The following is a 26,115-nucleotide window of genomic DNA, read 5'->3' on the forward strand; positions in this document are numbered from 1 at the left end:
TGGCCTCATGAGCGCACCATGATTTCACCTTCTCTCCCCGACCCACCACGCAAGTCCGCCAGTCTGTCGCTGAGGCGGCTGGATCGGCCACTGGAGTGGCTTTTTGGCATTTTCTTGCTGTGCCTGGTGCTGGTGTTTGCGCTGCGCGGCTACTTCAACAGCCAAGAGGCCACCATCAACCAACTCGGCGCCAATGAGCGTGCGCGGCTGTTTGTGGGTGAAGAAGTGGTGCGCAGCATTGGGCTGCTGGAAAAAGACATTTACAGCATGGCGCTGACCCAAAACCCGCGCAGTTTTGAGCGGGTGAACCAATCCATTGCGAACCATCTGAGCAAGCTTCAAAATGACCTGGATGTGTTGCAAATGGGTGGGGTGTCGCGCCGTCAGTTGCAGCTCAATCTGGATGGCAAAGAGCAAATGGTGCGCGAAGCCAGCTACCTGCCGCCCCCAGACGAAACCGGCGTGGTGCTGGAGCTGGTTGAAATTGCCCCGCAGCTTGCAACCATCCGGCGCAAAGCAGATGACCTGAACCAACTGCTGCAACAGCGCTGGGCCAGCGTGGCGCAAGAGGATGCCAAGGCCTTCTACCTGTCTTCAGAAGCCTTGGCGCTGCAGCTTAAAACCATTCCGCCGCTGTTTGAGCGACTCAACGAAAACGCCAATCGGCTTTTTCTGGAAGGTGACCAGCGCCTCAAACTGAAAGAGGCCGAGCTGCAAGGCAAAAGCCAAGAACTCAAGCACATTGAAACCGGCCTGATCTCGCTGGTGGTGCTGTTGGGGGGCTTGTCTGGGGTGCTGTTCATGCGTCGCCTCACCGCCGCGCTGCGCGCTGCCGAGGTGGCACAAAAAGACACCGAGCAACAACGTGCCCAAAATGTCACCATGCTCAACACCTTGGGCGATGGCGTGTACGCCACCGACATGCAGGGCAAGGTGACCTTTCTCAACACCTCGGGCGAGCGCATCTTGGGCTGGTCGGCCGAGCAGCTGCTCGGGCAATCGGCACATGTGGCCGTGCACCACACCCGCCCAGATGGCAGTGCCTTCCCAATGGAACACTGCCCGTTGCTCAAAGTGTTCACCGAAAGCCTGTCCATTGAGGGCGAAGAGCATTTTGTCGCCCGCAATGGCCGTTTTGTGCCGGTGTCTTACCGCTCCAGCCCGCTGCTCGATGGCGGCGTGGCGGTGGGCTCGCTGGTGTCTTTCACTGACATCAGTGAACGCATCGAGAGTGAAGCCCGCATTCGCCTGCAACAGGCCGCGCTGGACGCAGCGGCCAACATGATCGTCATCACCAACCACGACGGCATCATTGAATATGTCAACCCGGCGTTTTGCAGCATCACCGGCTACGCCGCCCATGAAGTGGTGGGGCAGCACACCCGCAAACTCAGCTCAGGCCTGCACGACGAAGGCTTTTACCAAAAGATGTGGCAAGCCCTGCTGGCTGGTCAATCCTGGGAGGGCGAGCTCTCTAACCGGCGCAAAAATGGCGAGGTCTACACCGAGCAAATGACCATCACGCCCATCATCGAGGGCCGCGATATTGCCCACTTTGTGGCCATCAAACGCGACATTTCTGAAGAAATACGCACCCGCACCCAGCTCAAGCTGATCGAAGCCGCCATCCAGGACACCAACCAGGGCATTCACATCATGGAGGCCGCACCACACGCGCAAGGCCCCATCATCCAGTACATCAACGCCGGTTTTACCCGTATCACCGGTTACAGCGCGCCCGAGGTGCTGGGCCGGCGCGCCGGTTTCATGCGCGGGCCAGACACCGACCCCGCCAAACTGGCGCTGATTCAAGACACCATGCGTGACGGTGGCAGCCTGACGGTAGAAATGAGTTACCAGCGCAAAGACGGCACACCGTTTGTGGGCGAGTTGCACCTGTCGCCGGTACACACTGACAGTGGCCAGGTCAGCCACTATGTGGGGCTGTTGTCAGACATTGAACTGCGCAAACAAGCCGAGGCTGCACTGCGCGATGCGCGCGACCAGGCGCTGGAAAACTCGCGCCTGAAGTCTGAGTTTTTGTCCACCATGAGCCATGAAATTCGCACGCCCATGAACGGCATCATTGGCATGACCGACCTGCTGCTTGACACCCGGCTGGACGCGCAGCAGCAAGACTTTGCCAACATCGTGCGCGAGTCAGCCCATGCGCTGCTGGTGATCATCAACGACATTCTGGATTTCTCCAAAATTGAAGCTGGCAAGCTTGACATTGACATCACCGACTACGCCATCACGCAGCTGGTGCAAGGCAGCATGGAACTGCTGGGCGCGCGTGCCAAAGAAAAATCGCTTCAGTTCCAAAGCTGGGTAGACCCCAGCCTGCCAGCGCTGCTGCGCGGCGACCCCACCCGGGTGCGCCAGGTGCTGCTGAACCTGCTCACCAACGCCATCAAGTTCACAGCGCAAGGCCAAGTCGATTTGAAGGTTTCGCGCGTGCCTGGCAACCCAGAGATGATGCGGTTTGAGGTGCGCGACACCGGCATTGGCATCACCCCAGCCACACAAGCCCGGTTGTTTCAGTCTTTCACCCAGGCCGACAGCTCCACCACCCGCAAATTTGGCGGCACTGGGCTGGGGCTGGCCATTTGCAAGCGCTTGGTCGAGTTGATGGGAGGTGACATTGGCATCCTCAGCGCCGAGGGCGAAGGCTCTACCTTCTGGTTCACTCTGCCATTAGAAGCCAGCGAACACGCCGTGCCGTCCACCTTGCCCAACGCCCAAGCGTCTGGCACCAACAACATTCCTCACGAAGCACGCCCGGTCGAGCCTGTAGCCGCCCCGGCCAGCGCAGCCGCCAGCGCCACGCGGGGCTTGATCTTGCTGGCTGAGGACAACCTGATCAACCAAAAAGTAGCGCAACTCCAGGTGACCAAAATGGGCTATGCGCTGCACATTGTCAACAACGGCCATGAAGCCGTGCAAGCAGTTGAGGCTGCCCTGGCCGGACGTGCCCCAAGTTACGCCGCTGTGCTGATGGACTGCCAGATGCCGGTGCTCGACGGCTTTGAAGCCACCGCCCTGATTCGCGAAGCCGAGCACCAAGGCGCCCGCGCCCGCCTGCCCATCATTGCCATGACGGCCAACGCCATGCAAGGCGACCGTGAACGCTGCCTGGCGTCCGGCATGGACGACTATCTGAGCAAACCGATTCAACCTGATGAACTGCGACGCCTGCTCACGCAATGGGCACTCATGCCCACCGATGCGCCTGCCGCTGTTGTCAGCGTGGTGACCGAGCTGGTGCAGCCTGAAGCCTTCGCGCTGATCAACATGCCCCACCTCAACGACATTTTTGGCGATGACCCAGAATCACTCCAACGCCTGCTGACGCTGTTCAAACATTCCACCAAGGCAGCACTGAAAAAGCTTCAGTCTGCGGTGGCGCAAAACAATGCCACCGAGGTGGCCAGCCTGTCGCACGAGCTCAAAGGCTCTTGCGGCAACATGGGCATGGCACGCATGGCGCATCTGGCCAGCGCGCTAGAGCAAGCGGCCACGCAAAGCAACTGGGCAGAAGCCGCCAGCTTGAACCAGCTGCTGGTTCAGGCTTTTTCCGACACGCTGGCGGCCTGCAGCTTTTTCCAGGCCTGAAACCCCCCCGCCACTGAAAGCGCCTTGGGGTAACCCAGTGACCGCAACAGGGCGGCAGCGGTCAAGCTGCGTTTGCCGCTGTTGCACACGCACAGCAACAGGTGGTCGCGGTCGTTATGCAACTGATTGATGAGGGTGAAAAACGTTTTGGCGTCCATTTCTTTGGGCTGACCGGCGTCCAGAATGTCTTGCTCATCTTCGGTCAGGGCATGCCCCAGCATCACTTTGACCTCAAACAGCGGAATGTGCAGAGTGCCCGGAATGGCACCTTTCATCTCAAGCTCAAAGGTCTGCCGAATGTCAATCAAGGTGGCCAACCCCAAGCGGGCAAGCTCCAGCGCGGTGGGCAGCGTCATTTCAAGCAAGGCTGGGTCTTCTGGCAGGTTTTCGGGGGCAGTGGTCATGGGGCAATCTCAATCCAAAAGGTTTCAAAAAAGGTCTCATACGTGAGGTGTTGAGCAGGATTATCTGTGGAGACTGAGAGCGCCTTCATATGCATTTTTAAACATAAAGTAATCACAAAAAAGTAGTTTGATATCTAACGCATGGGCTTTACAGTCCCCATCCATGCATGACATCGCTTTCATTTTTGCTGGTTTTTTTGTAGGCACCGTGGTCGGTCTGACCGGCGTTGGCGGTGGTTCGCTGATGACGCCGATCCTGATCTTCGTGTTTGGCGTGAAGCCCTACATGGCAGTCGGCACCGACCTGCTGTTTGCCGCCTTCACCAAGCTTGGCGGCACGGTGAAGATGGCGCGCTCAGGCCTGGTGCCGTGGCGCGTGGTGTTGCAATTGAGCGCCGGCAGCATTCCGGCCGCACTCATCACCCTGTGGATTCTTAAAACCGTCGGCCCGGCCGATGCCGCCATCGGGCACCTGATGACCACCACCCTGGGTGTGGCCCTGCTGCTGACTGCGGCGGCCACCCTGTACAAGGCGCTGCGCGGCAAAGCCGCCCCCACACGCATTGCCGTCGGGCAAGAGGCGCAGGCGTTGACCCCGCGCCACTGGAGCCTGCCGCTGCTGTTTGGCGCGCTGATTGGCACGCTGGTGTCACTCACCTCGGTGGGTGCCGGGGCCATTGGTGTCACGGTGCTGATGGTGTTGTTTCCGCTGCTGCCGCTGCCGCGCATCATTGCCGCCGACATTGCTTACGCCGTGCCCTTGACCTTGGTCGCCGGGGCCGGGCACGCCACGCTGGGCTCGGTCAACTGGTCGATGTTGAGCTTGTTGCTTGCCGGGTCGCTCCCCGGCATCTGGCTGGGCTCCCACTTCATGACCCGCGTGCCTGAGCGCGTGATTCGCTCCCTGTTGTCGCTGCTGCTGGCTTATGCCGGTACCAAATTGATTGCCATTTGAAAAGAACCGCCATGTACCAATACACCGACTTTGACCGCCAATTCATCCAAAGCCGCGCCGCCCAATACCGCGACCAGCTGGAACGCAACTTGAGCGGTGAGCTCAAAGACGACGAATTCCGCCCGTTGCGCCTGCAAAACGGCTGGTACGTGCAGCGCTACGCCCCGATGCTGCGCGTGGCCGTGCCCTACGGTGAGTTGTCCAGCCGCCAACTGCGCGTGTTGTCCAAAATTGCCCGCGACTTCGACCAGCCCAGTGCAGCGGTGTACCACCACGCCAGCGCCACCCAGGCCGAGCTTGGCACACCCCACCTGCCAGTGGGCTACGGCCACTTCAGCACCCGGCAAAACGTGCAGTTCAACTGGATTCCCCTGGATAAAAGCGCCGACGTGATGGACTTGCTGGCCAAGGTGGACATGCACGGCATCCAGACCAGCGGCAACTGCATTCGCAACATCACCAGCGACGCGCTGGCCGGTATTGCGCCTGACGAGTCCATCGACCCGCGCCCCTATGCCGAAATCATGCGCCAGTGGAGCACGCTGCACCCCGAGTTTGCGCACCTGCCGCGCAAATTCAAGATTGCCATCACCGGCGCCGCTGAGGACCGCGCCGCCACCGCCTGGCACGACGTGGGCCTGCACCTGCGCCGCAATGCGCTCGGTCACATTGGCTTCAAGGTGCTGGTGGGCGGTGGCATGGGCCGCACCCCGGTGATTGCCAGCACCTTGCGCGAATTCTTGCCTTGGGATCAGATCCTGAACTATCTGGAGGCCGTGGTGCGCGTCTACAACCGCTTTGGCCGCCGCGACAACCTGTACAAGGCACGCATCAAGATTTTGGTCAAAGCCGAAGGCCAGCGCTTCGTCGATGAAGTCGAGGCCGAATACGCCGACATCCTCAGCCACGACGGCGCCGCGCACACCATCCCGCCAGCCGAGCTGCACCGGGTTTCCAAGCATTTTGAGCCTCCAGCCCTTATAGAACAATCGCAGGAAGCTACTCATAAAATAGCATCAGATTTCACCCCCAAAGAAGCCGCCGAGTACCAACGCTGGCTGGCGCAAAACGTACGTGCGCACAAAAACCCGGCCCTGCGCGCCGTCACCCTGTCGTTCAAGCGCCTGGGCCATGCACCAGGGGACGCCACCGCCGACCAGCTGTGCGCCGCCGCTGACCTGGCTGACGCTTTTAGCGCGGGCGAGGTGCGCGTGATGCACGAACAAAACCTGCTGCTGCCCTGGGTGCAAGCCGTTGACCTGCCCGCCTTGTGGCTGGCTGCCCGCAACCTGGGTGTGGCCAAAGCCAATATTGGCTTGCTCACCGACATGATCACCTGCCCCGGTGGTGACCTGTGCGCGCTGGCCAACGCCCGCTCCTTGCCGCTGGCGGCCGCCATTGCCGAGCGCTATCAGGACCTGGACGAGCTGTTTGACATTGGTCCGATTGACCTGCACATCAGCGGCTGCATGAACTCCTGCGGCCACCACCACACCGGCCACATCGGTGTGCTGGGCGTCGACAAAGACGGGCGCGAGTGGTACCAGGTGTCGCTCGGTGGCTCGGACGGCAGCCTGCTCAGTGGTGACGCCGTGCCGGGCAAAGTGATCGGCCCGTCGTTTGCGGCCAGTGAAGTCAGCGACGTGGTCGAAGCTTTGCTCGACACCTACCGCGCCCAGCGCCAGCCCGGCGAAACGTTCATTGCCAGCGTGCGCCGCCTGGGGCTGACGCCTTTCAAAGATGCTGCCAACGCGGTGCGCCACGAAACCCGTGACGGCGGCAAAACGCTGCATGTGCACCTGGCCAGCGCTGAAGCAGCCACCGATTGAGACCCTCCCACCATGACAAACACAATTAATTTAATAGCGGAAAGTGCTTATTCCATAAGCGCTACAGGTCAAAAAACCTTAAAAATTGCGAACGATGCCGATGTCAGCACCGTGGCTTGGCAAGGTGTGGATTGCATTGAATTGCAGTTTCCCAAATTCACCGATGGCCGCGCCTACAGCCAGGCCTACTTGCTGCGCCGCCGCCTGGGATTCAAGGGCGACATTCGCGCCACCGGCGATGTGCTGGTAGACCAGGTGCTGCAGATGCAGCGCAGTGGTTTCAGCTCTGCGGTACTGCGCGGTGACCAAAGCCTGGCCCATGCGCAACGCCAACTGACCCAATTTGACCATTTTTATCAAGGCGACGCCGCCCACCCGCAACCCCTGTTCACCCCTGAAGGAGCCGCCGCATGAGCGCCATTGACCTGAACGCCCGCGCCTCTGTTGATTTTGCGCAAAAACTGGCCCAAACCCAAGCCCTGCTGCAACAAGCCGCGCTGAACTACGCGCCGCTCAAGCCCAATGACGAACCCCGCATCACCCTGGCCTGCAGCCTGGGCGCTGAAGACATGGTGCTGGCCCACCTGATCAACAGCCTGCAACTCAACATCGGCATTTTTGTGCTGGAAACCGGGCAACTGCACGCCGAAACCCTGGCCTTACTAGACCGGCTCAAAGCCACCTCAAGCGCCAAAGTGGCGGTGTTCAAGCCGGTCGAGCAAGCCACGATCCAATTTGTGGCGCGCGAGGGTGCAGACGCCATGTACAAGAGCATTGAACTGCGCAAAGCCTGCTGCCAGATTCGCAAGATGGAGCCGCTGGGCCGCGCACTCAAGGGCAAGGATGCCTGGGTCACCGGCCTGCGCCGCGAGCAATCCGGCGCACGCGCCGAGGTGCCGTTGATCGACACCAGCGACGCCAGCCGCGTCAAGCTCAACCCCCTGGCCAACTGGACCTGGGGCGACGTGTGGCACTACATTGCCCAAAACCAGGTCGACTACAACCCGCTGCACGACCAGTTCTACCCCAGCATTGGCTGCGCCCCCTGCACCCGTGCCATCAGCCTGGGCGAAGACTTCCGCGCCGGACGCTGGTGGTGGGAAGACGAAGCCGCCAAGGAATGCGGCCTGCACGTCAAAGCCAGCGCCCTGCCCAGCGCACAACACAACCCTACCGAGGCTACCGCATGAACGCCCCTATTCACTCCAACCTGCTGCACCCCATGACACACCACCGCCCTGACCACTTAAGCAACGCCCACCTGGACGCGCTGGAAGAAGAAACCATCTTCATCCTGCGCGAAGTGGCCGCCGCCTTTGAGCGCCCGACCCTGCTGTTCTCGGGCGGCAAAGACTCGCTGGTGATGCTCAAATGCGCCGAAAAGGCCTTTGGCACGCCAGCCACTGGCGGCAAAATCCCCTACCCGCTGCTGATGATCGACACCGGCCACAACTTCCACGAGGTCACTGATTTCCGCGACTCGCGCGCCAAAGAACTGGGTGCCGAGCTGATCGTGCGCAGCGTCGAAGACTCCATGGCCCGCGGCACCGTGCGCCTGGCGCACCCCGGCGAGAGTCGCAACGTGCACCAGTCGGTGACGCTGCTGGAAGCGATTGAAGAATTCCGCTTTGACGCACTGATTGGCGGCGCCCGCCGCGACGAGGAAAAGGCCCGCGCCAAAGAGCGCATCTTCAGCCACCGCGACAGTTTTGGCCAGTGGCAACCCAAAGACCAGCGCCCTGAGCTGTGGAATTTGTTCAACACCAAGCTGCAACCGGGTGAACACTTTCGCGTGTTTCCCATCAGCAACTGGACCGAGCTGGACGTGTGGCAATACATTGCCCGCGAACACATCGCCCTGCCCTCGCTTTACTACAGCCACAAACGCGAAGTGGTGGAGCGCAAAGGCCTGCTGGTGCCGGTGACCCCACTGACCCCGTTGAAGTCGGGCGAAGTGGCTGAACTGCGCGACGTGCGTTTTCGTACTGTGGGCGACATCACCTGCACCTGCCCGGTGGAGAGCCTGGCCGCCACCGCCGATGCCATCGTGCTGGAGACCCTTGCCGCAGACGTGTCTGAGCGCGGGGCCACCCGCATGGACGACAAAACCTCTGAGGCTTCGATGGAGAAGCGCAAGAAAGACGGGTATTTTTGATGAAACCGGCGCAGCCTTGCTTTGAAGTTGGCGAAGTGATGGGTTTGACCCGGCGCGGCGACTGGGGCATGTGCATGCGGTTTTGGGGTGAAAGCACGCGCGAGACGGAGCGCACAGCACGCCACCAGCCATTTACGCGCGCCTTCCACCCCAAAGCCCGGTCACATGCCCCAATCACCACGCCTAGCGCTATCGGTGAAATGCACTCAACGCGAACGCCAAAAACGTCCAGCAGCGTGCGTTGGGTATCTGACGTAGCGGAATCAAGGAGGAGGATTGGGCAGTGCCCAATCCGGGGGACATCCGCGTAGTCAGATACCCAGCGCGCGCTGCGGGTCAAAACCACATCACCCCCAGTCCCAATAAGTCCACACCAAAAACACAAGACATTCAAAGTCAAACCAAACACCAGGCCAAACACCATGAGCACCACAGAAACCATAGCTAGTCACGCAACAACCACAAGCGCTACAAGCCAATTTGACACAAAATCTGCACTCAAATTCATCACCTGCGGTAGCGTGGACGACGGCAAGAGCACCCTCATCGGCCGCCTGCTCATCGACAGCCGCAGCGTGCTGCAAGACCAGCTGGCCAACGTCTCCAAAAGCGGCGAAGCTGATCTGGCCCAGTTCACTGACGGCCTCAGCGCCGAACGCGAACAAGGCATCACCATCGACGTGGCCTACCGCTACTTCAACACCGCCGAGCGCAAATTCATCATTGGCGACGCCCCCGGCCACGAGCAATACACCCGCAACATGGTCACCGCCGCCAGCAGCGCAGATGCCGCTGTGGTGCTGGTCGATGCCACCAAACTGCAATGGCAAGACCCGACTTTGAGCCTGCTGCCGCAAACCCGCCGCCACAGCCTGCTGTGCCACCTGCTGCGCGTGCCCAGCATCGTGTTTGCCGTCAACAAGCTCGACGCCCTGGGCGAGGATGCCAGCACCGCGTTTGCCCACATCGAAGGCGCACTCACACAGTTTGCCCAAGCCGCAGGCATTGAAGTGGCCGCCATCGTGCCCATTTCTGCGCTCAAAGGCCACAACGTGGTCGAGTCCGTGGCGAACTGGTGCGGCTATACGGGTCCGAGCCTGCTCGACATTTTGGAAAACTTGCCAGTGACTCCGGCAGACACCGCGCTACCACTGGGTTTTCCGGTGCAATGGGTGGAAAAATTTTCATCCAGCAGCGACACCACCCAAGGGCGGCGCATCTTCTGGGGGCGCGTGGCTGCTGGCGTGGCCCAGGTCGGGCAACGCATCAAAGTGCTGCCCAGTGGCCAAACCGCTACCGTGGCGCAAGTGCTCAACACCACGCGCCTGCCAGGCACGGTACCAGCCGGACACAGCGCGGGGATCATCCTTGACAGAGAAGTCGATGTATCTCGGGGCGATTGGCTGCTAGCCCTTGACCCACTTGCACCAAGCGCTCCTGTTTCTGATGATGACTTCAGCGACACACCCAGCCCCAGCAGCCTGGCCGCCAGCCGCGAAATCAGCGCCACGGTGGCCTGGATGGACGACGAACCGCTGGTGGCCGGACGGGTCTACTGGGCGCTACACGGCCACCGCTGGGTCAAAGCGCGGGTCAAACGCGTGGTGCACCGGCTCGACATCAACACCCTGGCCGAAGAAACCGCCGACACCCTGCCCGCCAACAGCATTGGCCACATTGAGCTGCTGCTGCAAGACGGCATTGCCGCGCTGCCGTTTGCCCAGTCACGGGTGCAAGGCGCGCTGGTGCTGGTAGACACCGCCAGCCACCGTACCGCCGGTGCGGTGATGATCCACGCAGGCGCACAGTGAACCACCGTTGACGCAAATCAAGGCCTTTTTAGAGGCATCTGGCTATGCTGTAGGGTTGTTGACCAGAGCCTTTAAAATCACCTTTTTGCACCTAACCTAAGAGACATCACCATGACCCATACCGTCACCGAAGCCTGTATCAAATGCAAGTACACCGACTGTGTCGATGTTTGCCCGGTGGACTGTTTCCGCGAAGGCCCCAACTTTTTGACCATCGACCCCGATGAATGCATTGACTGCGCAGTCTGCATCCCAGAGTGCCCGGTGAACGCCATTTATGCCGAAGAAGATGTACCAAAAAACCAGCGCCACATGACCAAGCTCAATGCCGAGTTGGCCAAGCTGCCTACCTGGAAAAGCATCACCAAGCGCAAAGCCCCGCTGCCCGAAGCTGAAGAGTGGAAAGACAAAACCGGCAAGCTCTCTGAGCTGATCCGCTGATTGACATACAACATCCAACCTGGCGCTTGCCGTACCTACCTTGTGCGGCAACCCAGGTTTTTTTGCGCCCCATGAGCGCCTGGAGTCTGCCCCATGAACACTGCCCCTATACAGACTGACGCCCTGGTCATTGGCGCAGGCCCAGTGGGCTTGTACACGGTGTTTCAGCTCGGGCTGCAAGGCGTGGCGGCGCAGGTGGTGGACGTGTTGCCACAAGCTGGTGGCCAGTGCATTGAGCTCTACCCCGACAAACCCATTTTTGACATCCCTGGCATCCCACGCTGCAGCGGGCGCGAACTGGCGCAGCGCTTGCTGGCGCAGGTGGCACCCTTCAAGCCCCACTTTCACTTCAACCGCCAAGTCAGCAGCCTGGCGCTGCAAGCCGATGGGCGCTGGCTGGTCAGCACGGCCAGCGGCATCGCCCCGGCAGCACATTTCATGGCGCGCACGGTCTTCATTGCGGCGGGGGTTGGTGCGTTTGTGCCCAAAGAACTCAAGCTTGAAGGGTTGGCCACGTGGTTGGGCAGCCAGCTGTTTTACCGCCAAGCACCAGCACCAGCCACGCAGGGGCAACGGGTGCTGGTGGTGGGCGGCGAAGACGAAGCTGTGGCCAGCGCCGTGGCGCTGGCGCAAGGCGGCGCGCAGAGTGTGACGCTGGTGCACCGCCGCGACGTGCTGCAAGCCCCGCCCGCGACACTGGCGCAGTTCAACACACTGCGTGCCGCCGGAAAAATCAAGTTCCTGACCGGCCAGCTCACAGGCTTGAGCGCGTCTGCTGAGCGCTTGCAACAGGTGCAGCTGACCACGCCCGAAGACCACACCGTGGCCGTGCCACTCGACACCTTGGTGGTGTGCCAGGGCGTCAGCCCCAAGCTGGGCCCGATGGCCGATTGGGGCTTGGACATGGCGCGCAAGCAACTGCGCGTGAGCACCGAAACCTTTGCCACCAGCGCGCCCGGCATTTACGCCGTGGGCGACGTCATCACCTACCCCGGCAAGAAAAAACTCATCGTGTGCGGTTTTCACGAAGCCACGCTGGCGGTGTTTGCCGCCGCCCAAACCCTGTGCCCTGACGCCTCGGGCGTGCTGCAATACACCACCAGCAGCGCGCTGCTGCAGCAACGGCTGGGCGTGGCTGGCACGCCAGCGCGCTGCTGAATTTATTTCGGCGCGCGCAAGGGCTTGAGCAGGTCGCTCAGGCCGTTGTGGTCAATCTCGTGCATCAGGGCAATCAAGCGCCCCAACTCGCCTTTGGGCACGCCTTCACGCACAAACCAACGCAAATAGTCGCCCGGCAAGTCGGCAATCAAACGGCCTTTGTGTTTGCCAAAGGGCATGGCCAGCGTGACCAGGCGTTGCAAGTCTTCAGGGTTCATGGTTATACCTAGCCGCCAGCGCGCTTGGCATGAATGCCTTGCGTGGCCAGCAGCGCCAGCACGCGCTCGCAGTGGTCGCCTTGCACTTCGATCGCGCCATCTTTCACCGTGCCGCCCGAGCCACAGGCGGTTTTGAGTTGCTTGCCCAACGTGGCAAGCGCAGCCGCATCCAGCGCCAGGCCTTTGACCAGCGTGACCCCTTTGCCGGCGCGGCCTTTGGTCTCGCGCCAGACCCGCACCACACCATCGCCCACCGCAGCGGGCTTGGCCTGGCGGCAGGTGCAGGCACTGCTGGGCTGGCGACAATCAGGGCAGATGCGGCCAAGGTCGGTGCTGTACACCAAGCCGCTGCTGAGAAGTTTAGATTTCATGCGCTAGGGTCTCTGAAATGCTCTATTTTTAATAGCTGTTTGCGCTTATTTGATGGGCGCTGTATGCCAAAATACCTGAAAATTTTTGAACAAAGGAAAAGCATGTCACGTCAAACCGTTTGGGCCAGCAAAGTGCTGGCTTTGATCCGAGGTGGCAACAGCACGGCAGCCATTGCGCAGATCAAGGTGGCTCCCACAGTGCGCGATTTGCAAGACCTGCGCAAACTGCTGACCGCCGCCAACCTGCTCAAAGCCCACCCGAATGTGGACGACGCCACCCGCGACATGGTGGCCGCCCTGTCGGCACCCCGGCTGCACCGCGCGCCCTGAGCCACAAGCCTGGCTCAAGGCATGTCATCTAATGCCTGCATGTAGGCGGGCTGCACCATCAGCGTGTCCCAATCGGTGGCTGGGGCGGCGGGCAGCAAGGCGCGGCGGCGGGCTTCGCTGGCCTCTGACGCCAGCCACTGGCCTTTGAGTTGCGCTTCGGTCAGGCCGTCAATCAGGGCATCAAGCTCGCTGCCGTCATCAAGCGACTGGTTGCACAGCAGCACCATGTCGCAGCCGGCGTTGAGAGCGGCCACCGCGGCCTCGGTGGGGCTGACCGGCTGGCCGTCCAGCATGCGCGCACCAGCCATGGACAAATCGTCGCTGAACACCGCCCCGGTAAAGCCCAGTTGCCCGCGCAACACCGCCCCCAGCCACTTGGCAGAAAAACCCGCCGGGCGCGCATCCACCTTGGGGTAGATCACGTGCGCGGGCATGACGCTGGTCAACGCCTGCCCGAGCCAGCTGTAAGGCTGGGCGTCGGCTGCCAAAATGGTTTTCAAGGGGCGTGGGTCAACCGGCACATCGGTATGCGAGTCTGCCGCCACAGCGCCATGTCCCGGAAAATGCTTGCCACAGTTGGCCATGCCGCTGAGTTGCAGGCCGTGCATCAGGCTTTTGGCCAGCAGCGTGACCACCCGTGGGTCTGCGGCAAAAGCGCGGTCGCCAATCACACTGCTTTTGGAGCTGGCCACCCCCCCTTTGGCGGGCAGTTCGGCCGGGTAATCAAGGTCCAGCACCGGGGTAAAGCTGAGATCAACCCCACACGCGCGCAGCTCGGCGCCCAGCACGTAGCCGCAGGCGGTGGCGGCACGGGTGGCGCGCATGGCGCCACTGCCTTCGCCCGCAGCGCCGTCTTGCAGCCAGAGCTGCCCCAAGGCGCGCATGGGCGGCAAGTGGGTGAAGCCATCGGTCTTGAAACGCTGCACGCGGCCGCCTTCGTGGTCTACGGCAATCAGCAGGTCAGAGCGCACTTTTTTGATCCGTCGGCAGAGCTTGGTGAGTTGGGCGCGGTCGGTGAAGTTGCGGGCAAACAAAATCAGCCCGCCCACCAGGGGGTGGCTGAGGCGCTTTTTGTCTACCTTGCGCAAGCGGGTGCCGGCAATGTCGATGATGAGGGGGGCATGAAAATGCATGATTTGCTCTCTTTTAAATAGCTGTTTACACTTATTTTATAAGCTCTATAGCCCATTTTTATCTAAAGTCTCGACCACGCAAAAGCTGCTGGCGTAGTCGCTCTCGTCACTCAGGCTCACGTGGGCGCGCAAGCCTTTGGCCTCAAACCAGGTTTTCAGCTCGCCGTGCAGCACGATGCTGGGCTGGCCGCTGGGCAGTTTGGCAATTTCGCAGGCGCGCCAGGTCATGGGCATGCGCATGCCCAGCCCAATGGCTTTGCTGAAGGCCTCTTTGGCACTGAAGCGCGTGGCAAGAAAACGCACGCCGCGCTCAGGCCAGCGCTGGCTGCGGGCGTGCCAGGTGGCCAGCTCGCCCGGGCTGAGAATTTTTTCAGCAAAGCGCTCACCATAGCGCGCCACGCTGTGCGCGATGCGCCGGATGTCGCAAATGTCGGTGCCAATGCCGTAGATCATGGGCGCTTACTTATTCAACCCACAGCCACCGAGCCTTGCGCCAGCTGCTGCCCCACGGTCAGACAACGCAGGTAGTTGTGCACGGTGGCGCTGTAGCCTTGCTCCAGCGCATCGGCGATCAAGGCGTGGCCAATGGAGACTTCGCTGACCTGGGGCATATGGGCAATGAAGGCGGTGAGGTTGTCCAGGTTCAGGTCGTGCCCGGCATTCACTTGCAAGCCCGCCGCCAGCGCGGCTTGGGCGGCAGCGGCAAAGCGCGCCAGTTGCTCGGTTTGCGCGGCAGTGCCCCAGGCCGCGGCATAGGGCTCGGTGTAGAGCTCCACCCGGTCTGCGCCGAGTGCTTTGGCGGCCGCCATGGGGTCGGTTTCAGCGTCCATGAACAGGCTCACGCGCAGCCCCCAGGCGTGGGCTTGGTCGATCAAGGGTTTGAGGGCGGCGGCATCTTCTGGCAAACGCCAGCCGTGGTCGCTGGTGAATTGGCCTTCCGCGTCGGGCACAAAGGTCACCTGGTGCACCGGTAGCTTGGCGGCCACCAGCTGGCCGACCACGTCCATCAAGTTGTGAAACGGGTTGCCTTCAATGTTGAATTCGCGCCCCGGCCAGGCCTGCAGCAGCGTGGCCAGCTCGGGCACGTCGCTGGCGCGAATGTGGCGCTCGTCCGGGCGCGGGTGCACCGTGATGCCGTGGGCACCCGCTTGCAAACACAGCGTGGCGGCCCGCGTGACGCTGGGAATGCCCAGGTGACGGGTGTTGCGCACCAGCGCCACTTTATTGAGGTTGACCGACAGGGCGGTGGTGATGAAGCTCATGGGACTGAATCCTTTCAACAGATAAGGCACAACCAGCGCACGGGCGACATGGCGCGAGTGCTATAAATTTTGCAAATCAACCATCATTTGCCGGGTGCGCAAGGTGGTGACGCCGCAATGGTAATTGAGCAGCGTGCGCAATTGTGGCTTGAGCGCGGTGGCCACTTCAGCGCAGGTGCGCAGCACGCTGGTAAAGGGCACGTGTTCGTCCAGCACTTGCTGCAATGCCGCCCACTGCGCACCACTGAGGCTGGCACGGTCTGCAGCGCTGGCCTGGCGCAGGCCGCCTTCAGGCACCAGGCTGTAACGCTCTTGCGGATGCAAGGCCATCAGGGTCAGGGTTTGGGCGTCGAGCAGCGGCAGCAGGCCAATTTCGCGCAGCAGCAGCAGCTCAAAAGCACGCAGGGCGGACTCCAGCACCTCACCGTGCTCGCTGGCAATGATTTGCACCACACTGGCATAGACCTCAAACAGCAGCGGGTGCGGGTCTTCGCGCGCCAGCAGGTGCAACAGCAGCTCGTTGAGGTACAGGCCCGACATCAGCGCGTCGCCCGTGGGCATGACGTGGCCGCCTTGCCATTCGGCCGCTTTGAGGGTTTTGATTTCCGCATCGCCGCCAAATGCCAGGTGCAAGGGCTGCAGCGGCAACAAGATGGGGCGAAAACTGGAGCTGGGTCGCTTCACGCCTTTGGCCACCAAGGCCATGCGACCATGGTTGCGGGTGAAGACCTCCAAAATCAGACTGGTCTCGCTCCAGTCGTGGCGGTGCAGCACAAAAGCGGGTTCATTTGAGATGCGAGAAGTGGCCATGCTTGGAGTTTAGTGGCGTGGTCATTCCTGCTCGGCCAGCCACCCCAGAAACCGGCACCTTGCGCGGGTTGGATAGCCCGTCGCAGATGGCCTTGGCTCAACGCATTGCGAGCGCGAGCAGCTAAACCAAAAGTGCCTCGACGCCTTTGGCCTCCACCATTTGCAATAACTTTGCCGAGGTGCCGCTGGGGCGCTTGTTGGCAGCGGGCGACTCCCACTTTTGCACGGTTGACACGCTCACATTGAGCATCGTTGCGAAAACCGCTTGGCTGGCTTTCACAATCGTTGTGCGGATGGCCATCACGCGCTCTGGTGTGTAGGTCGGCGGCACTTCGCAAAGCGCCCGAATGCGCGCCATGTCTGTTTTAGACATGACACCGTAGCTGCTCATGTCTGCCGCTGTATCCAGCAGTTCCTGAAGCATGCGCGCTTCTTCACTGGTTTTTTTGGGCATGGCATATCTCCTTTAAAAGTCTGCCTCAAACAAGCATTGCTCTATCTCACGTGCAGCCCGGCACAATACGTCGTCAGCCAGTAATTTCTTTGCCCAACGGTCAAAGGTCTTGGTCTTGAAAACGCGTTTCGGTACTGCCATAAGATCAAACTGTAGCACTTATTGCTATAGAAATGAGGCTATCGATCAAAATCACTTTCAGACACCTACACAGGGCGGTGAAAGAACTGATCTGGGGTAGGTTCGGGTGTTTGGGACATGCTGGCTTCTGCTGAAATTATTGTGAATTATCAACATTTATCAAAAATTATCAAAACGTTCATGTGGATTCAGGAATGGAGTGAACAATCAGCCTGTAGCGCTTTATATGCATGCGCTATTAGCTATAAATAAAATAGCAAATTGAATGCCAATTTGACTACTACACCATTGCGTTTGGTGGCGAAGTCAACGTGAAAGGCAAGTGATGAAAGAGTTGATGAACACAGTTTCAACACAGGGCAATGACCTGATTCAGTCTGCAAAGCCCAGTTGCTGACAGCCTACTTTCCAGACAGTGGCAAGCAGTTAAAGCCGAGCCACCCAATAGCCTGGCTGACGGCGATGATAGGCAATGGCTAGCATTTGAACCAACCCATCGACTTCGCGGTAAATGAGGTCAAAGTGAAAAACTTTGAACATGGCGCGCCGAATGTCTGGCGCAAGAACAATGCGTGGTCGGTCAGGCGCTGCACAAACAAAAGCCAAGACATTCAGAAATTCCGTGTGATACCGCCTACCCAATCCTGCTTGTATTTCTTCATAGTGAGCGACCTGCTTTTTGTGCTCTTCAGACTTGAATCCGCCAAATCAAGAATTGAAATTTCCTGGGCTTGCAACTCACTCGTAGCCAAACGACCGCACACGTGCCTCATCATCGGCCCAGCCGGAGCGCACCTTGACCCACATCTCAATGAACACCTTGCAGTCCAGCAATTTTTCTAGCTCTACCCGGGTTTCCATGCCAATGCGCTTGATACGCTCGCCTTTGTCACCAATCACCATGGCTTTGTGGCCGTCGCGCTCGACCACAATGGTGGCGGCAATGCGTAGCAGGCGTTTTTGGCCTTTTTTCTGGGGTGGTTCTTCGTCAAACTTGTCAATGATGACGGTCGAGGTGTAGGGCAACTCGTCACCAGTGAGGCGAAACAGTTTTTCACGCACCATCTCGGCGGCCATGAAGCGTTCGCTGCGGTCGGTCAGCTCATCTGCGGCGTACCACCAGGCTTGCTCGGGCAAATACTTGGCACAAATATCCAGCAGTCGCTCAATGTCTTTGGCGTTTTTGGCTGACATGGGCACAAATTCGGCAAAGGCGTGCTTGTCTTGCATGGTTTGCAGCCAGGGCGCAATGTCGCCACGGCGGTGCACGTTGTCAAGCTTGTTGGCAATCAACAAGGTAGGGATGGACTTGCCCAGCAAGGCCAGCACACGAGCGTCGGCCGGGGTGAAGCTGCCCGCCTCGACCACAAACAAGATCAGGTCAACGTCTGTGACCGCGCCTTGCACGGTTTTGTTGAGCGATTTGTTGAGCGCATTGCCGTGGATGGTTTGAAAACCGGGGGTGTCAACAAACACAAATTGGTTGGCGCCCACGGTGTGCATGCCGGTGATGCGGTGGCGCGTGGTTTGCGCTTTGCGCGAGGTGATGCTGATTTTTTGCCCCACCAGGGCGTTGAGCAACGTGGACTTGCCCACGTTGGGCTTGCCCACAATGGCAATCAAGCCGCAGTGTTGACCTGCCACAGGCGCCTCTGCGGCACCGGCTGGGCGCATGTTGCGGTGCATGCCGACCAACAATTCTTCCAGGTTATTTTGCACTGCAGCGCCCGTGGATTCTGCCTGAGTAGCTATTTTTTTTGATGAGTTCATGGTTTTTCCCGGGTTTGAAGTGTGTGCAGCATGGTGGTGGCTGCGGCCTGCTCGCCGGCGCGGCGCGTGCCGCCTGTGCCGCGCTCAGTCAGATGGAGTTCAGCCACAGTGCATTCCACGTCAAAGGTTTGTTGGTGGGCGGCACCCAGGGTGGCCACCACGCGGTAGCTGGGCACGTTCATGCGGCGCGCTTGCAGCCATTCTTGCAGGGCGGTTTTGGGGTCTTTGCCGATGGCTTGCATGTCGGGGTTGATTTCAACCTCTTTGTACAAGCGCTGCACCAGGGCTTGGGCGGCGGCAAAACCGGCATCCAGGTACACAGCGCCGATCACCGCCTCCAGCACATCGGCCAAGATGGACGGGCGCTTTTGCCCACCTGAGCGCATTTCACCTTCGCCCAAGCGCAGCACGGCGGGCAAGCCCAAAGAAACCGACAACCGGTGCAAGGTGTCTTGTTTGACCAGATTAGCCCGCACACGAGACAAATCGCCTTCAGGCAGGCTTTGCAGCTGGCGGTAAAGCATGTCGGCCACCACCATGCCCAGCACCGAGTCGCCCAAAAACTCCAGGCGCTCGTTGTGGTCGGCGCTGAAACTGCGATGCGTGAGCGCCTGCACCAGCAAGGCGGGGTTGGCAAAGGTGTGTTGCAAGCGCTTTTGCAGCGCCACTAAAGCTTGCTTCAATCAGACCTCGGGTTAGCGTGAACTGCCAACGTATTTCAACGTCAGGTAAGCCGGGCCAGCCAAATGGATTTCGCGCTGGTAGGCAAAGTTGACGACCACTTTGTCATTGACTTTGGTCACTTCCAGGTCTTTGCCGCTGATGGATGCGATGTTGTCGATGCTGGCAGCCTTGTCAAAGATGGATCGCACTTCTGGCACGGTGGTACCCGCACTGGCTTTGGTGGCCGCTTTGAGAACGGCCTGGTATTCAATCACCGTGGGCACGGCTTGCGCCACCACCACACCCGTGGCGGCCAGCACTGCGGCCACAAACAGCAAGCTGATGAAAGACATGCCGCGCTGACGAAGCGTTTGAACTTGAGTCATGTTGCTGCTCCTTGGGGGTCAGTTGAAAGAACCAATGCGTTTGAGGTTGCCGAAATTCATCCAGACAAAAAAGGCTTTGCCAACAATGTTTTTGTCAGGCACAAAACCCCAGTAGCGCGAATCCAGCGAATTGTCGCGGTTGTCGCCCATCATGAAGTAGTGGCCTTCTGGCACTTTGCAGACCACGCCCTCAATGCTGTAGGTGCAGTTGTCCTTGAACGCAAAGTCGTCCGCGCCTGGAATGTAGGCTGGGCGCGCTGGGTCGTTGAGCAGGCGGTGGGGTTGGTCGGCCAACTGCTCTTCAAACTGCGGAAAGTAGCGCATGGTGTCTTCGTCAAAAAACTCAGGCAATGCGTTGGTGGTGAGCGGTTTGCCATTGATGGTCAAGCGCTTGTTGAGGTAAGCCACTTCGTCACCCGGCACACCGACCACGCGTTTGATGTAGTCCAAGCTGGGTTTGGGTGGGTAGCGAAACACCATGACGTCGCCGCGCTGCGGTGGCGTGCCTTCAGTCACCTTGGTGTTGAGCACCGGCAGGCGCAGGCCATAGTGAAATTTGTTCACCAAAATCAGGTCGCCCACCCACAAGGTGGGAATCATCGAGCCTGAGGGGATTTTGAACGGCTCGAACAAAAACGAGCGCAAGATGAACACGCCAATGATCACCGGGAACAAGCCGGCCGTCCAATCCAGCCACCAGGGTTGGGCGAGGATTTTGCGCTGGGCTTCAGAGACATCGCTGTCGACCTTGGCAATGCCCAATTTGGCCAAATCTTCCTGGCGCTGTAGTGCATTTGCCTCTAGCTCGGCAGCAGCCTTTTGGCGCTGTGGCAAAAAGTAAAAACGCTCGGCCAGCCAATAGAGGCCGGTGACCAGCGTGGCCAAAAACAGCAGCAGAGCAAAGTTACCTTCCAGCGCGCCGAAATACCACGCCCCCACATAAGCGGCAAAGGCCGCCAAGATGACACCTGTGACAGCTTGCATCATGCGTCCACCTTCAAAATAGCCAGGAATGCCTCTTGGGGAACCTCGACCGAACCAATTTGCTTCATGCGTTTTTTACCTTCTTTTTGTTTCTCAAGGAGTTTGCGTTTGCGTGAGATGTCACCGCCATAGCATTTGGCAATGACGTTTTTGCGCAGTGCCTTGATGGATTCGCGCGCAATCACATTCGAGCCAATGGCGGCTTGAATGGCCACGTCGTACATCTGGCGTGAGATGACTTCGCGCATTTTGGAAACCACGGCGCGACCACGAAACACCGACTGCGAGCGGTGCACGATGATCGACAGGGCGTCGACTTTTTCACCATTGAGCAAAATGTCGACCTTGACCACGTCTGAGGTGCGGTACTCTTTGAATTCGTAGTCCATGGAGGCGTAACCGCGCGAGACACTTTTGAGCTTGTCAAAAAAGTCCATCACAATTTCGCCCAGCGGCAGGTCATAGGTCAGCACCACCTGGCGGCCTTTGTAGGCCATGTTCATTTGCACACCACGCTTGAGGTTGCACAGGGTCATGACCGGCCCCACGTACTCTTGCGGCATGTACAGGTGCACGGTGACGATGGGCTCGCGAATTTCTTCCAACCGACCCTGGTCTGGCATTTTGGATGGGTTCTCAACCATCTTGACGGTGCCGTCAGCCTGTACCACTTGGTAGACCACGCTGGGGGCGGTGGTGATGAGGTCTTGGTCAAACTCGCGCTCCAGACGTTCTTGCACAATTTCCATGTGCAGCAAGCCCAGAAAGCCGCATCTAAAACCAAAACCCAGCGCTTGCGACACTTCAGGCTCGTAGTGCAGCGAGGCATCGTTCAGTTTGAGTTTTTCCAGACTGTCGCGCAGGCCTTCGTATTGGTTGGCTTCGGTCGGGTAAAGCCCGGCAAACACCTGCGGTTGGATTTCCTTGAACCCTGGCAATGGCTCGGTGGCGGTCAACGCCGCACCACCGGTGCCAGGTTTGATGAGGGTGATGGTGTCACCCACTTTGGCGGCTTGGAGTTCGCGGATACCGGCAATGATGTAGCCCACCTCGCCCGCTTCCAACGACTGGCGGGGCGAATTGGCGGGGGTAAAGACCCCCAGGTTATCGGCGTTGTAGGTGGTGTCTGTGGCCATCATCTTGATGCGCTCACCTTTGGCCAGGCGGCCATCGACCACACGCACCAGCATCACCACACCGACATAACTGTCAAACCAGCTGTCAATGATCATGGCGCGCAGGGGGCCATTGGGGTTGCCCTTGGGGGCGGGGATGCGTGCCACCACAGCTTCCAGAATGTCGTCCACACCCATGCCACTTTTGGCCGAACAGGCAATGGCGTCAGAGGCATCAATGCCAATCACGTCTTCAATTTCGCTGCGGGCGTTGTCGGGATCGGCGTTGGGCAAATCCATTTTGTTGAGCACCGGCACCACCTCCACGCCCAAGTCAAGCGCGGTGTAACAGTTGGCCACAGTTTGTGCTTCCACGCCTTGGCTGGCATCCACCACCAACAACGCTCCCTCGCAGGCCGACAAAGAGCGGCTGACTTCATAAGAAAAGTCGACATGGCCCGGGGTGTCGATCAAATTCAGGTTGTAAACCTTGCCGTCTTTGGCTTTGTAGTGCAAAGCCGCAGTCTGGGCTTTGATGGTGATGCCACGCTCTTTTTCGATGTCCATCGAGTCCAGCACCTGGGCTTGCATTTCGCGCTCTTGCAGACCACCACAGCGCTGGATCAAGCGGTCAGCCAGGGTTGACTTGCCGTGGTCAATGTGGGCAATGATCGAAAAATTTCGGATGTGATTCATCAGGGAGCGTGCAAAAGGTGAGTGAGAAGACACAAATAGAAAAAAGGGCGCGGTCGGATGAGACGCGCCCTGTGCCTGCAGGTTTAACCCAGGCTAGACTGGGGGTTGTATTGTAGGCAAGTTCAACGGTTTGGCCGAATCACCGTGTACTGCGCCCATTCACCACGGCGGAACAACACATTGATGGCTTTGACACTTTTGAGCCGCGCCAAGATCGACTCCAGTTCGTTGACACTGCCCACTGTCACGTTGGCCACAGACAAAATCACATCGCCTTCACGCAAGCCAGCTCTGGCTGCCACATCTGCTGCGGCGTCTACCTGCACACCGCCCTTGATGCCAAGCTGCTTTTTAGCCGCATCCGACAAATCACTGACCATCAAGCCCAAGGCTTGCGCTTGCGCTTGGTTGGCTTCTTGCGATTTACTGGGTTTGTCTTCCGCTTTGGCCACGGGTTTCTCTGGTTCAATTTCGGCAATCACCACCGTCAGGTCTTTGTTGCTGCCACGTCGAAACACCGTCAGCGTGCTTTTGGTGCCCGGTTTGGTGGCGCCCACCATGCGCGGCAGGTCGCTTGATTTTTCAACCGGCTTGCCATCAAATTTGACGATGATGTCACCAGCCTCCACCCCCGCTTTGTCTGCAGGCGCACCCCTTTCAACGCCACGCACCAAGGCGCCATGGGGCTTGCCCAAGCCCAGCGATTCAGCCACGTCTTTGGAAACTTGGTCAATTTGCACACCAATGCGCCCGCGCGTTACCCGGCCTGTGGCACGCAGTTGCTCACTCACACGCACCGCCTCATCCATGGGAATGGAAAACGAAATACCCATTGACCCACCTGAGCGGGAATAGATTTGGCTGTTGATGCCCACCACTTCACCGCGCATGTTGATGAGCGGGCCGCCTGAGTTGCCGGGGTTGATGGCCACGTCCGTCTGAATGAACGGCAGGTAGTCACCGGTGTCGCGCTGTTTGGCGCTCACAATGCCGGCGGTCACGGTGTTTTCAAGGCCAAATGGGGAGCCAATGGCCATCACCCACTCGCCCACTTTGAGTCGGCTGACATCCCCCACCTTGACGGCGGGCAGACCGGTAGCTTCAATCTTGACCACCGCCACGTCACTGCGTTTGTCAGCACCAATGATTTTGGCTTTGAACTCACGCTTGTCTGGCAACGTGACTAGCACCTCATCAGCACCGTCAACCACATGGGCGTTGGTCATGATCATGCCGTCTGCGGTCAAGATGAAGCCTGAACCCACGCCACGCGGCTGCGCATCTTCAGGCTGCTGCTGGCCATGTCCGGGCGGGGCTTGACGCTGACCACCGGGGCCATTGGGCATGTTGGGAATAGGCAAGCCAAAGCGCCTGAAAAATTCCAACATATTGGGGTCTAGCCCGCCCCCTTGGGCAGGGTTGTTGGCGGCTTTTTCCATGGTGCGGATGTTCACCACCGAGGGGCCGACCTGGTCGACCAGGTCGGTAAAGTCAGGCAGCGCGCGCACCTGCGCCATTGCCGACGAGACCGGCAACACCGTGCTGGCCGCAGTGACCCAAAGCACACCACTCATGGCACACGAACACAAGTTTTTCAAATTCAACAGCGTCATTACAGACCTTTCAGAAACAAAAAAACAGACGAAGAGATAGGGACTTAATTTTTTCTTTCAAGGCCTTGAACCAGCAGTTCCAAAGTGGCAGGCGGCACCTCGCCCACCGCTGTCAGCCACCAATTTCCCACATGACGCGATTGCATGTGTGTGGCGCCCCAAGCCATGCGTTCATGGACATATTTGGTGTGACGCGTTGCATCAAATGGCTCCATGAACAAAGACACAGAGGCCAAACCGTCACTCACCACACATTGCAAAGGCGGGTTTTTGACACCTTTGACTTGCTCAAGCCGCTTGTGACAGCTGAGGGTTTGAAAGCCTGGCACTGAAAACTTCAATTGCCAGCCTTCTTTGTCCGCGGTGGTGCTGATTAGTTCCTTTTGTTTGACTAAAAAACCTTCGGTGTGGTTCATCATGGCATTGAGCTTGTCCCAATTCAGAGGCTGGGCACGTTCCCATTGCAAAAAAACCGATTGCTCCAACACCTGTTGTTGCGCATCCAGGGTTTGCAGCTTCAACACCAGGCCAGTCGCTTGCTCAGTCCATACCCGGTAGGCAAAACGCCAGGCATCGCGGGGCTCCAGTTGCACCACATCGGCTTTGACCCCCGCCACAGACTCATGCCCCCAGCGCGTCAGTTGGTAATGCTGGGCAATGGCTAAGTCCGCGCGACTGGGTAGATTGGGAAACAGCCCCAACGCCGCTCGCTTTTCTGCAATCACCACCCGGTCATTGGGCAAATAGGTCATGACATCGTCGTTGCGCCGAAAAATGGTACGCGGCACACCCGTCAAAACCTCGACCCGTTCAATGTGTTGCCCACCTTGAGCCACATGCCAAATGCGTGCTTGTGACGTGTCTGCGCCAGATGTCACCTCAAAAGTGCCCACATAGGCATGCTGCTGGGTGGCCCAATGCAGGTGCTGTAACCATTGGATGACTGGCTTGGTGTGATTCATTGGCGCTTGAGGGTGGGCCACACCGGGCAAACTGGAAGCCACCAAACCAAGCGGCTGCGCCAGTGCCTGCGCATGCAGCCACACCAGCAGCAGCCCACACAGATGTCGCCAGCGCATCAGCGCGCGCTTCCAACAAAGGTGGCTTGGTGCAAAAACCCGGCCGATGTTTGCAGCGCACTGGTGCCTGCGAGCTGCCGGTGCGCAGCCAGCAAGGCATCCAATTGCGGGTCTCGTAGCATGACTTGCGGCTCGGCATTGAGCGCCAAGGCTGAGGAGCCATCGCTGCGAATGAGTACCTGCTGGGCAGATGCAACCGGCAAGTCACTCTGACCACGTTGCGCCAGTTGCGGTGCAGCGCCGGTTGAGCTCTGCCAAGGCACCAGTTGCCAGGTCAACACGGCAGCCAAAGCCACCGAGGCGAACCCCACCACACGCCGCCACTGGGGCTCGTTGGCTGCCTGTTTTGAAGCATATTTTTGGACTGTAGCGCTTATGGGTGTTGCGTCAAAAGCTATGATTTTTATTTCTTCTTGAGCCAAGCGCTGACGCAGTTTCATGACAAAGGCTGGGTCATGGGCACGCACCGGTGTGTGCGCAGATCGCATCACGTCGCCCACCAGGTGGTAGGTATCCCAGCGCTCACGCGCCGATGCACTGGTGGCCAACTCGGCCAAGGTGAGCGCCAGCGCCTGGTCTGGGAGTTGACCGTCCACCAGGGCTGAAATGTGTTCTGCGTTTTGCGTCAATGCCTTCACCTTGCGTCACTTTCAGTTCAAATCAAACATGTTCACCACCCGACTCACTGCGCTTTGCAACCAATAACCAAACCCATTGCCCCG

27 protein-coding genes are annotated in these 26,115 nt (G+C 59.3%); 10 read left to right on the forward strand and 17 right to left on the reverse strand.

The genetic code is table 11. The features are described 5' to 3' along the window. The first annotated feature begins 18 nt into the window (after nucleotides 1-18). Nucleotides 19-3,615 carry a PAS domain S-box protein gene (locus PHT20_RS03255; protein ID WP_300088127.1) on the forward strand — a complete coding sequence of 1,199 codons (3,597 nt, stop codon included), beginning with the start codon at nucleotides 19-21 and terminating at the stop codon, nucleotides 3,613-3,615. Here PHT20_RS03255 and PHT20_RS03260 read toward each other — a convergent pair. Further along, nucleotides 3,567-4,019 carry a rhodanese-like domain-containing protein gene (locus PHT20_RS03260; protein WP_300088125.1) on the reverse strand — a complete coding sequence of 151 codons (453 nt, stop codon included), beginning with the start codon at nucleotides 4,017-4,019 and terminating at the stop codon, nucleotides 3,567-3,569. The genes PHT20_RS03255 and PHT20_RS03260 overlap by 49 nt on opposite strands. 163 nt (nucleotides 4,020-4,182) lie before the next feature. Here PHT20_RS03260 and PHT20_RS03265 point away from each other — a divergent pair, with 163 nt between their 5' ends. The 8 genes from PHT20_RS03265 (at nucleotide 4,183) to PHT20_RS03300 (ending at nucleotide 12,368) form a co-directional block, all read left to right on the forward strand. After that, complete coding sequence (locus PHT20_RS03265) at nucleotides 4,183-4,974, forward strand: sulfite exporter TauE/SafE family protein (protein WP_300088123.1); 792 nt, start codon at nucleotides 4,183-4,185, stop codon at nucleotides 4,972-4,974. An 11-nt stretch (nucleotides 4,975-4,985) separates the two neighbouring features. Next, nucleotides 4,986-6,803 carry a nitrite/sulfite reductase gene (locus PHT20_RS03270; protein WP_301019409.1) on the forward strand — a complete coding sequence of 606 codons (1,818 nt, stop codon included), beginning with the start codon at nucleotides 4,986-4,988 and terminating at the stop codon, nucleotides 6,801-6,803. Between the two features lie 12 nt (nucleotides 6,804-6,815). Further along, entirely contained in the window at nucleotides 6,816-7,217 is a 402-nt protein-coding gene (locus PHT20_RS03275) for a DUF934 domain-containing protein (RefSeq protein ID WP_301019410.1), read from the forward strand. Continuing rightward, complete coding sequence (locus tag PHT20_RS03280; RefSeq protein ID WP_301019411.1) at nucleotides 7,214-7,993, forward strand: phosphoadenylyl-sulfate reductase; 780 nt, start codon at nucleotides 7,214-7,216, stop codon at nucleotides 7,991-7,993. The genes PHT20_RS03275 and PHT20_RS03280 overlap by 4 nt, the downstream gene beginning before the upstream one ends. Further along, on the forward strand, nucleotides 7,990-8,958 hold the full coding sequence (cysD, locus tag PHT20_RS03285) for a sulfate adenylyltransferase subunit CysD (RefSeq protein ID WP_301019412.1): 969 nt from the start codon (nucleotides 7,990-7,992) through the stop codon (nucleotides 8,956-8,958). The genes PHT20_RS03280 and cysD overlap by 4 nt, the downstream gene beginning before the upstream one ends. Nucleotides 8,959-9,380: 422 nt before the next feature. Then, entirely contained in the window at nucleotides 9,381-10,769 is a 1,389-nt protein-coding gene (locus PHT20_RS03290) for a GTP-binding protein (RefSeq protein ID WP_301019413.1), read from the forward strand. Between the two features lie 111 nt (nucleotides 10,770-10,880). Further along, entirely contained in the window at nucleotides 10,881-11,210 is a 330-nt protein-coding gene (gene fdxA, locus PHT20_RS03295; protein ID WP_301019414.1) for a ferredoxin FdxA, read from the forward strand. A 93-nt stretch (nucleotides 11,211-11,303) separates the two neighbouring features. Next, nucleotides 11,304-12,368, forward strand: a complete 1,065-nt coding sequence (locus tag PHT20_RS03300; RefSeq protein ID WP_301019415.1) for an NAD(P)/FAD-dependent oxidoreductase — start codon at nucleotides 11,304-11,306, stop codon at nucleotides 12,366-12,368. A 2-nt stretch (nucleotides 12,369-12,370) separates the two neighbouring features. Here PHT20_RS03300 and PHT20_RS03305 read toward each other — a convergent pair whose 3' ends face one another. After that, nucleotides 12,371-12,586, reverse strand: a complete 216-nt coding sequence (locus tag PHT20_RS03305; protein WP_300087861.1) for a DUF3820 family protein — start codon at nucleotides 12,584-12,586, stop codon at nucleotides 12,371-12,373. A gap of 8 nt (nucleotides 12,587-12,594) precedes the next feature. Beyond that, nucleotides 12,595-12,957 carry a translation initiation factor Sui1 gene (locus PHT20_RS03310; protein ID WP_300087860.1) on the reverse strand — a complete coding sequence of 121 codons (363 nt, stop codon included), beginning with the start codon at nucleotides 12,955-12,957 and terminating at the stop codon, nucleotides 12,595-12,597. Nucleotides 12,958-13,059: 102 nt separating this feature from the next. Between PHT20_RS03310 and PHT20_RS03315 the strand changes: the two genes are divergently transcribed. After that, the gene (locus PHT20_RS03315; protein ID WP_300087858.1) at nucleotides 13,060-13,287 is read left to right on the forward strand and encodes a hypothetical protein; all 228 of its coding nucleotides are present in this window, start codon (nucleotides 13,060-13,062) and stop codon (nucleotides 13,285-13,287) included. A gap of 14 nt (nucleotides 13,288-13,301) precedes the next feature. Here the strand turns inward: PHT20_RS03315 and nagZ are convergent, their stop codons facing one another. The 14 genes from nagZ to PHT20_RS03385 all read right to left on the reverse strand — a co-directional run bounded on the left by nagZ (nucleotide 13,302) and on the right by PHT20_RS03385 (nucleotide 26,022). Then, the gene (gene nagZ / locus PHT20_RS03320) at nucleotides 13,302-14,420 is read right to left on the reverse strand and encodes a beta-N-acetylhexosaminidase (protein WP_301019416.1); all 1,119 of its coding nucleotides are present in this window, start codon (nucleotides 14,418-14,420) and stop codon (nucleotides 13,302-13,304) included. 45 nt (nucleotides 14,421-14,465) lie between these two features. After that, nucleotides 14,466-14,873, reverse strand: coding sequence for a holo-ACP synthase (acpS, locus tag PHT20_RS03325; RefSeq protein WP_300087852.1), 408 nt, complete (start codon nucleotides 14,871-14,873; stop codon nucleotides 14,466-14,468). 14 nt (nucleotides 14,874-14,887) lie between these two features. Then, entirely contained in the window at nucleotides 14,888-15,682 is a 795-nt protein-coding gene (locus PHT20_RS03330) for a pyridoxine 5'-phosphate synthase (RefSeq protein ID WP_300087851.1), read from the reverse strand. Nucleotides 15,683-15,742: 60 nt separating this feature from the next. Further along, nucleotides 15,743-16,492: a DNA repair protein RecO gene (gene recO / locus PHT20_RS03335; RefSeq protein WP_301019417.1), complete on the reverse strand. Its 750-nt coding sequence runs from the start codon at nucleotides 16,490-16,492 to the stop codon at nucleotides 15,743-15,745. Between the two features lie 121 nt (nucleotides 16,493-16,613). Next, the gene (locus PHT20_RS03340) at nucleotides 16,614-16,946 is read right to left on the reverse strand and encodes a transcriptional regulator (protein WP_300087847.1); all 333 of its coding nucleotides are present in this window, start codon (nucleotides 16,944-16,946) and stop codon (nucleotides 16,614-16,616) included. Between the two features lie 12 nt (nucleotides 16,947-16,958). Further along, entirely contained in the window at nucleotides 16,959-17,087 is a 129-nt protein-coding gene (locus PHT20_RS03345; RefSeq protein ID WP_301019418.1) for a type II toxin-antitoxin system RelE/ParE family toxin, read from the reverse strand. 738 nt (nucleotides 17,088-17,825) lie between these two features. Beyond that, nucleotides 17,826-18,773, reverse strand: coding sequence for a GTPase Era (gene era, locus PHT20_RS03350; RefSeq protein ID WP_301019452.1), 948 nt, complete (start codon nucleotides 18,771-18,773; stop codon nucleotides 17,826-17,828). An 80-nt stretch (nucleotides 18,774-18,853) separates the two neighbouring features. After that, complete coding sequence (rnc, locus tag PHT20_RS03355) at nucleotides 18,854-19,540, reverse strand: ribonuclease III (protein ID WP_301019419.1); 687 nt, start codon at nucleotides 19,538-19,540, stop codon at nucleotides 18,854-18,856. Between the two features lie 12 nt (nucleotides 19,541-19,552). After that, complete coding sequence (locus PHT20_RS03360) at nucleotides 19,553-19,906, reverse strand: DUF4845 domain-containing protein (RefSeq protein ID WP_301019420.1); 354 nt, start codon at nucleotides 19,904-19,906, stop codon at nucleotides 19,553-19,555. Between the two features lie 18 nt (nucleotides 19,907-19,924). After that, nucleotides 19,925-20,890, reverse strand: coding sequence for a signal peptidase I (gene lepB, locus PHT20_RS03365; protein WP_301019453.1), 966 nt, complete (start codon nucleotides 20,888-20,890; stop codon nucleotides 19,925-19,927). Then, entirely contained in the window at nucleotides 20,890-22,701 is a 1,812-nt protein-coding gene (gene lepA, locus PHT20_RS03370) for a translation elongation factor 4 (protein ID WP_301019421.1), read from the reverse strand. Before lepA ends, lepB begins: the two co-directional genes overlap by 1 nt. Before the next feature lie 122 nt (nucleotides 22,702-22,823). Further along, the gene (locus PHT20_RS03375; protein WP_301019422.1) at nucleotides 22,824-24,314 is read right to left on the reverse strand and encodes a DegQ family serine endoprotease; all 1,491 of its coding nucleotides are present in this window, start codon (nucleotides 24,312-24,314) and stop codon (nucleotides 22,824-22,826) included. 44 nt (nucleotides 24,315-24,358) lie between these two features. Further along, complete coding sequence (locus PHT20_RS03380; RefSeq protein WP_301019423.1) at nucleotides 24,359-25,393, reverse strand: MucB/RseB C-terminal domain-containing protein; 1,035 nt, start codon at nucleotides 25,391-25,393, stop codon at nucleotides 24,359-24,361. Continuing rightward, on the reverse strand, nucleotides 25,393-26,022 hold the full coding sequence (locus PHT20_RS03385) for a sigma-E factor negative regulatory protein (protein ID WP_301019424.1): 630 nt from the start codon (nucleotides 26,020-26,022) through the stop codon (nucleotides 25,393-25,395). The genes PHT20_RS03380 and PHT20_RS03385 overlap by 1 nt, the downstream gene beginning before the upstream one ends. Nucleotides 26,023-26,115 lie beyond the last annotated feature (93 nt).

It is taken from the genome of Rhodoferax sp. (assembly GCF_028715765.1).
Lineage (GTDB): Bacteria > Pseudomonadota > Gammaproteobacteria > Burkholderiales > Burkholderiaceae_C > Rhodoferax.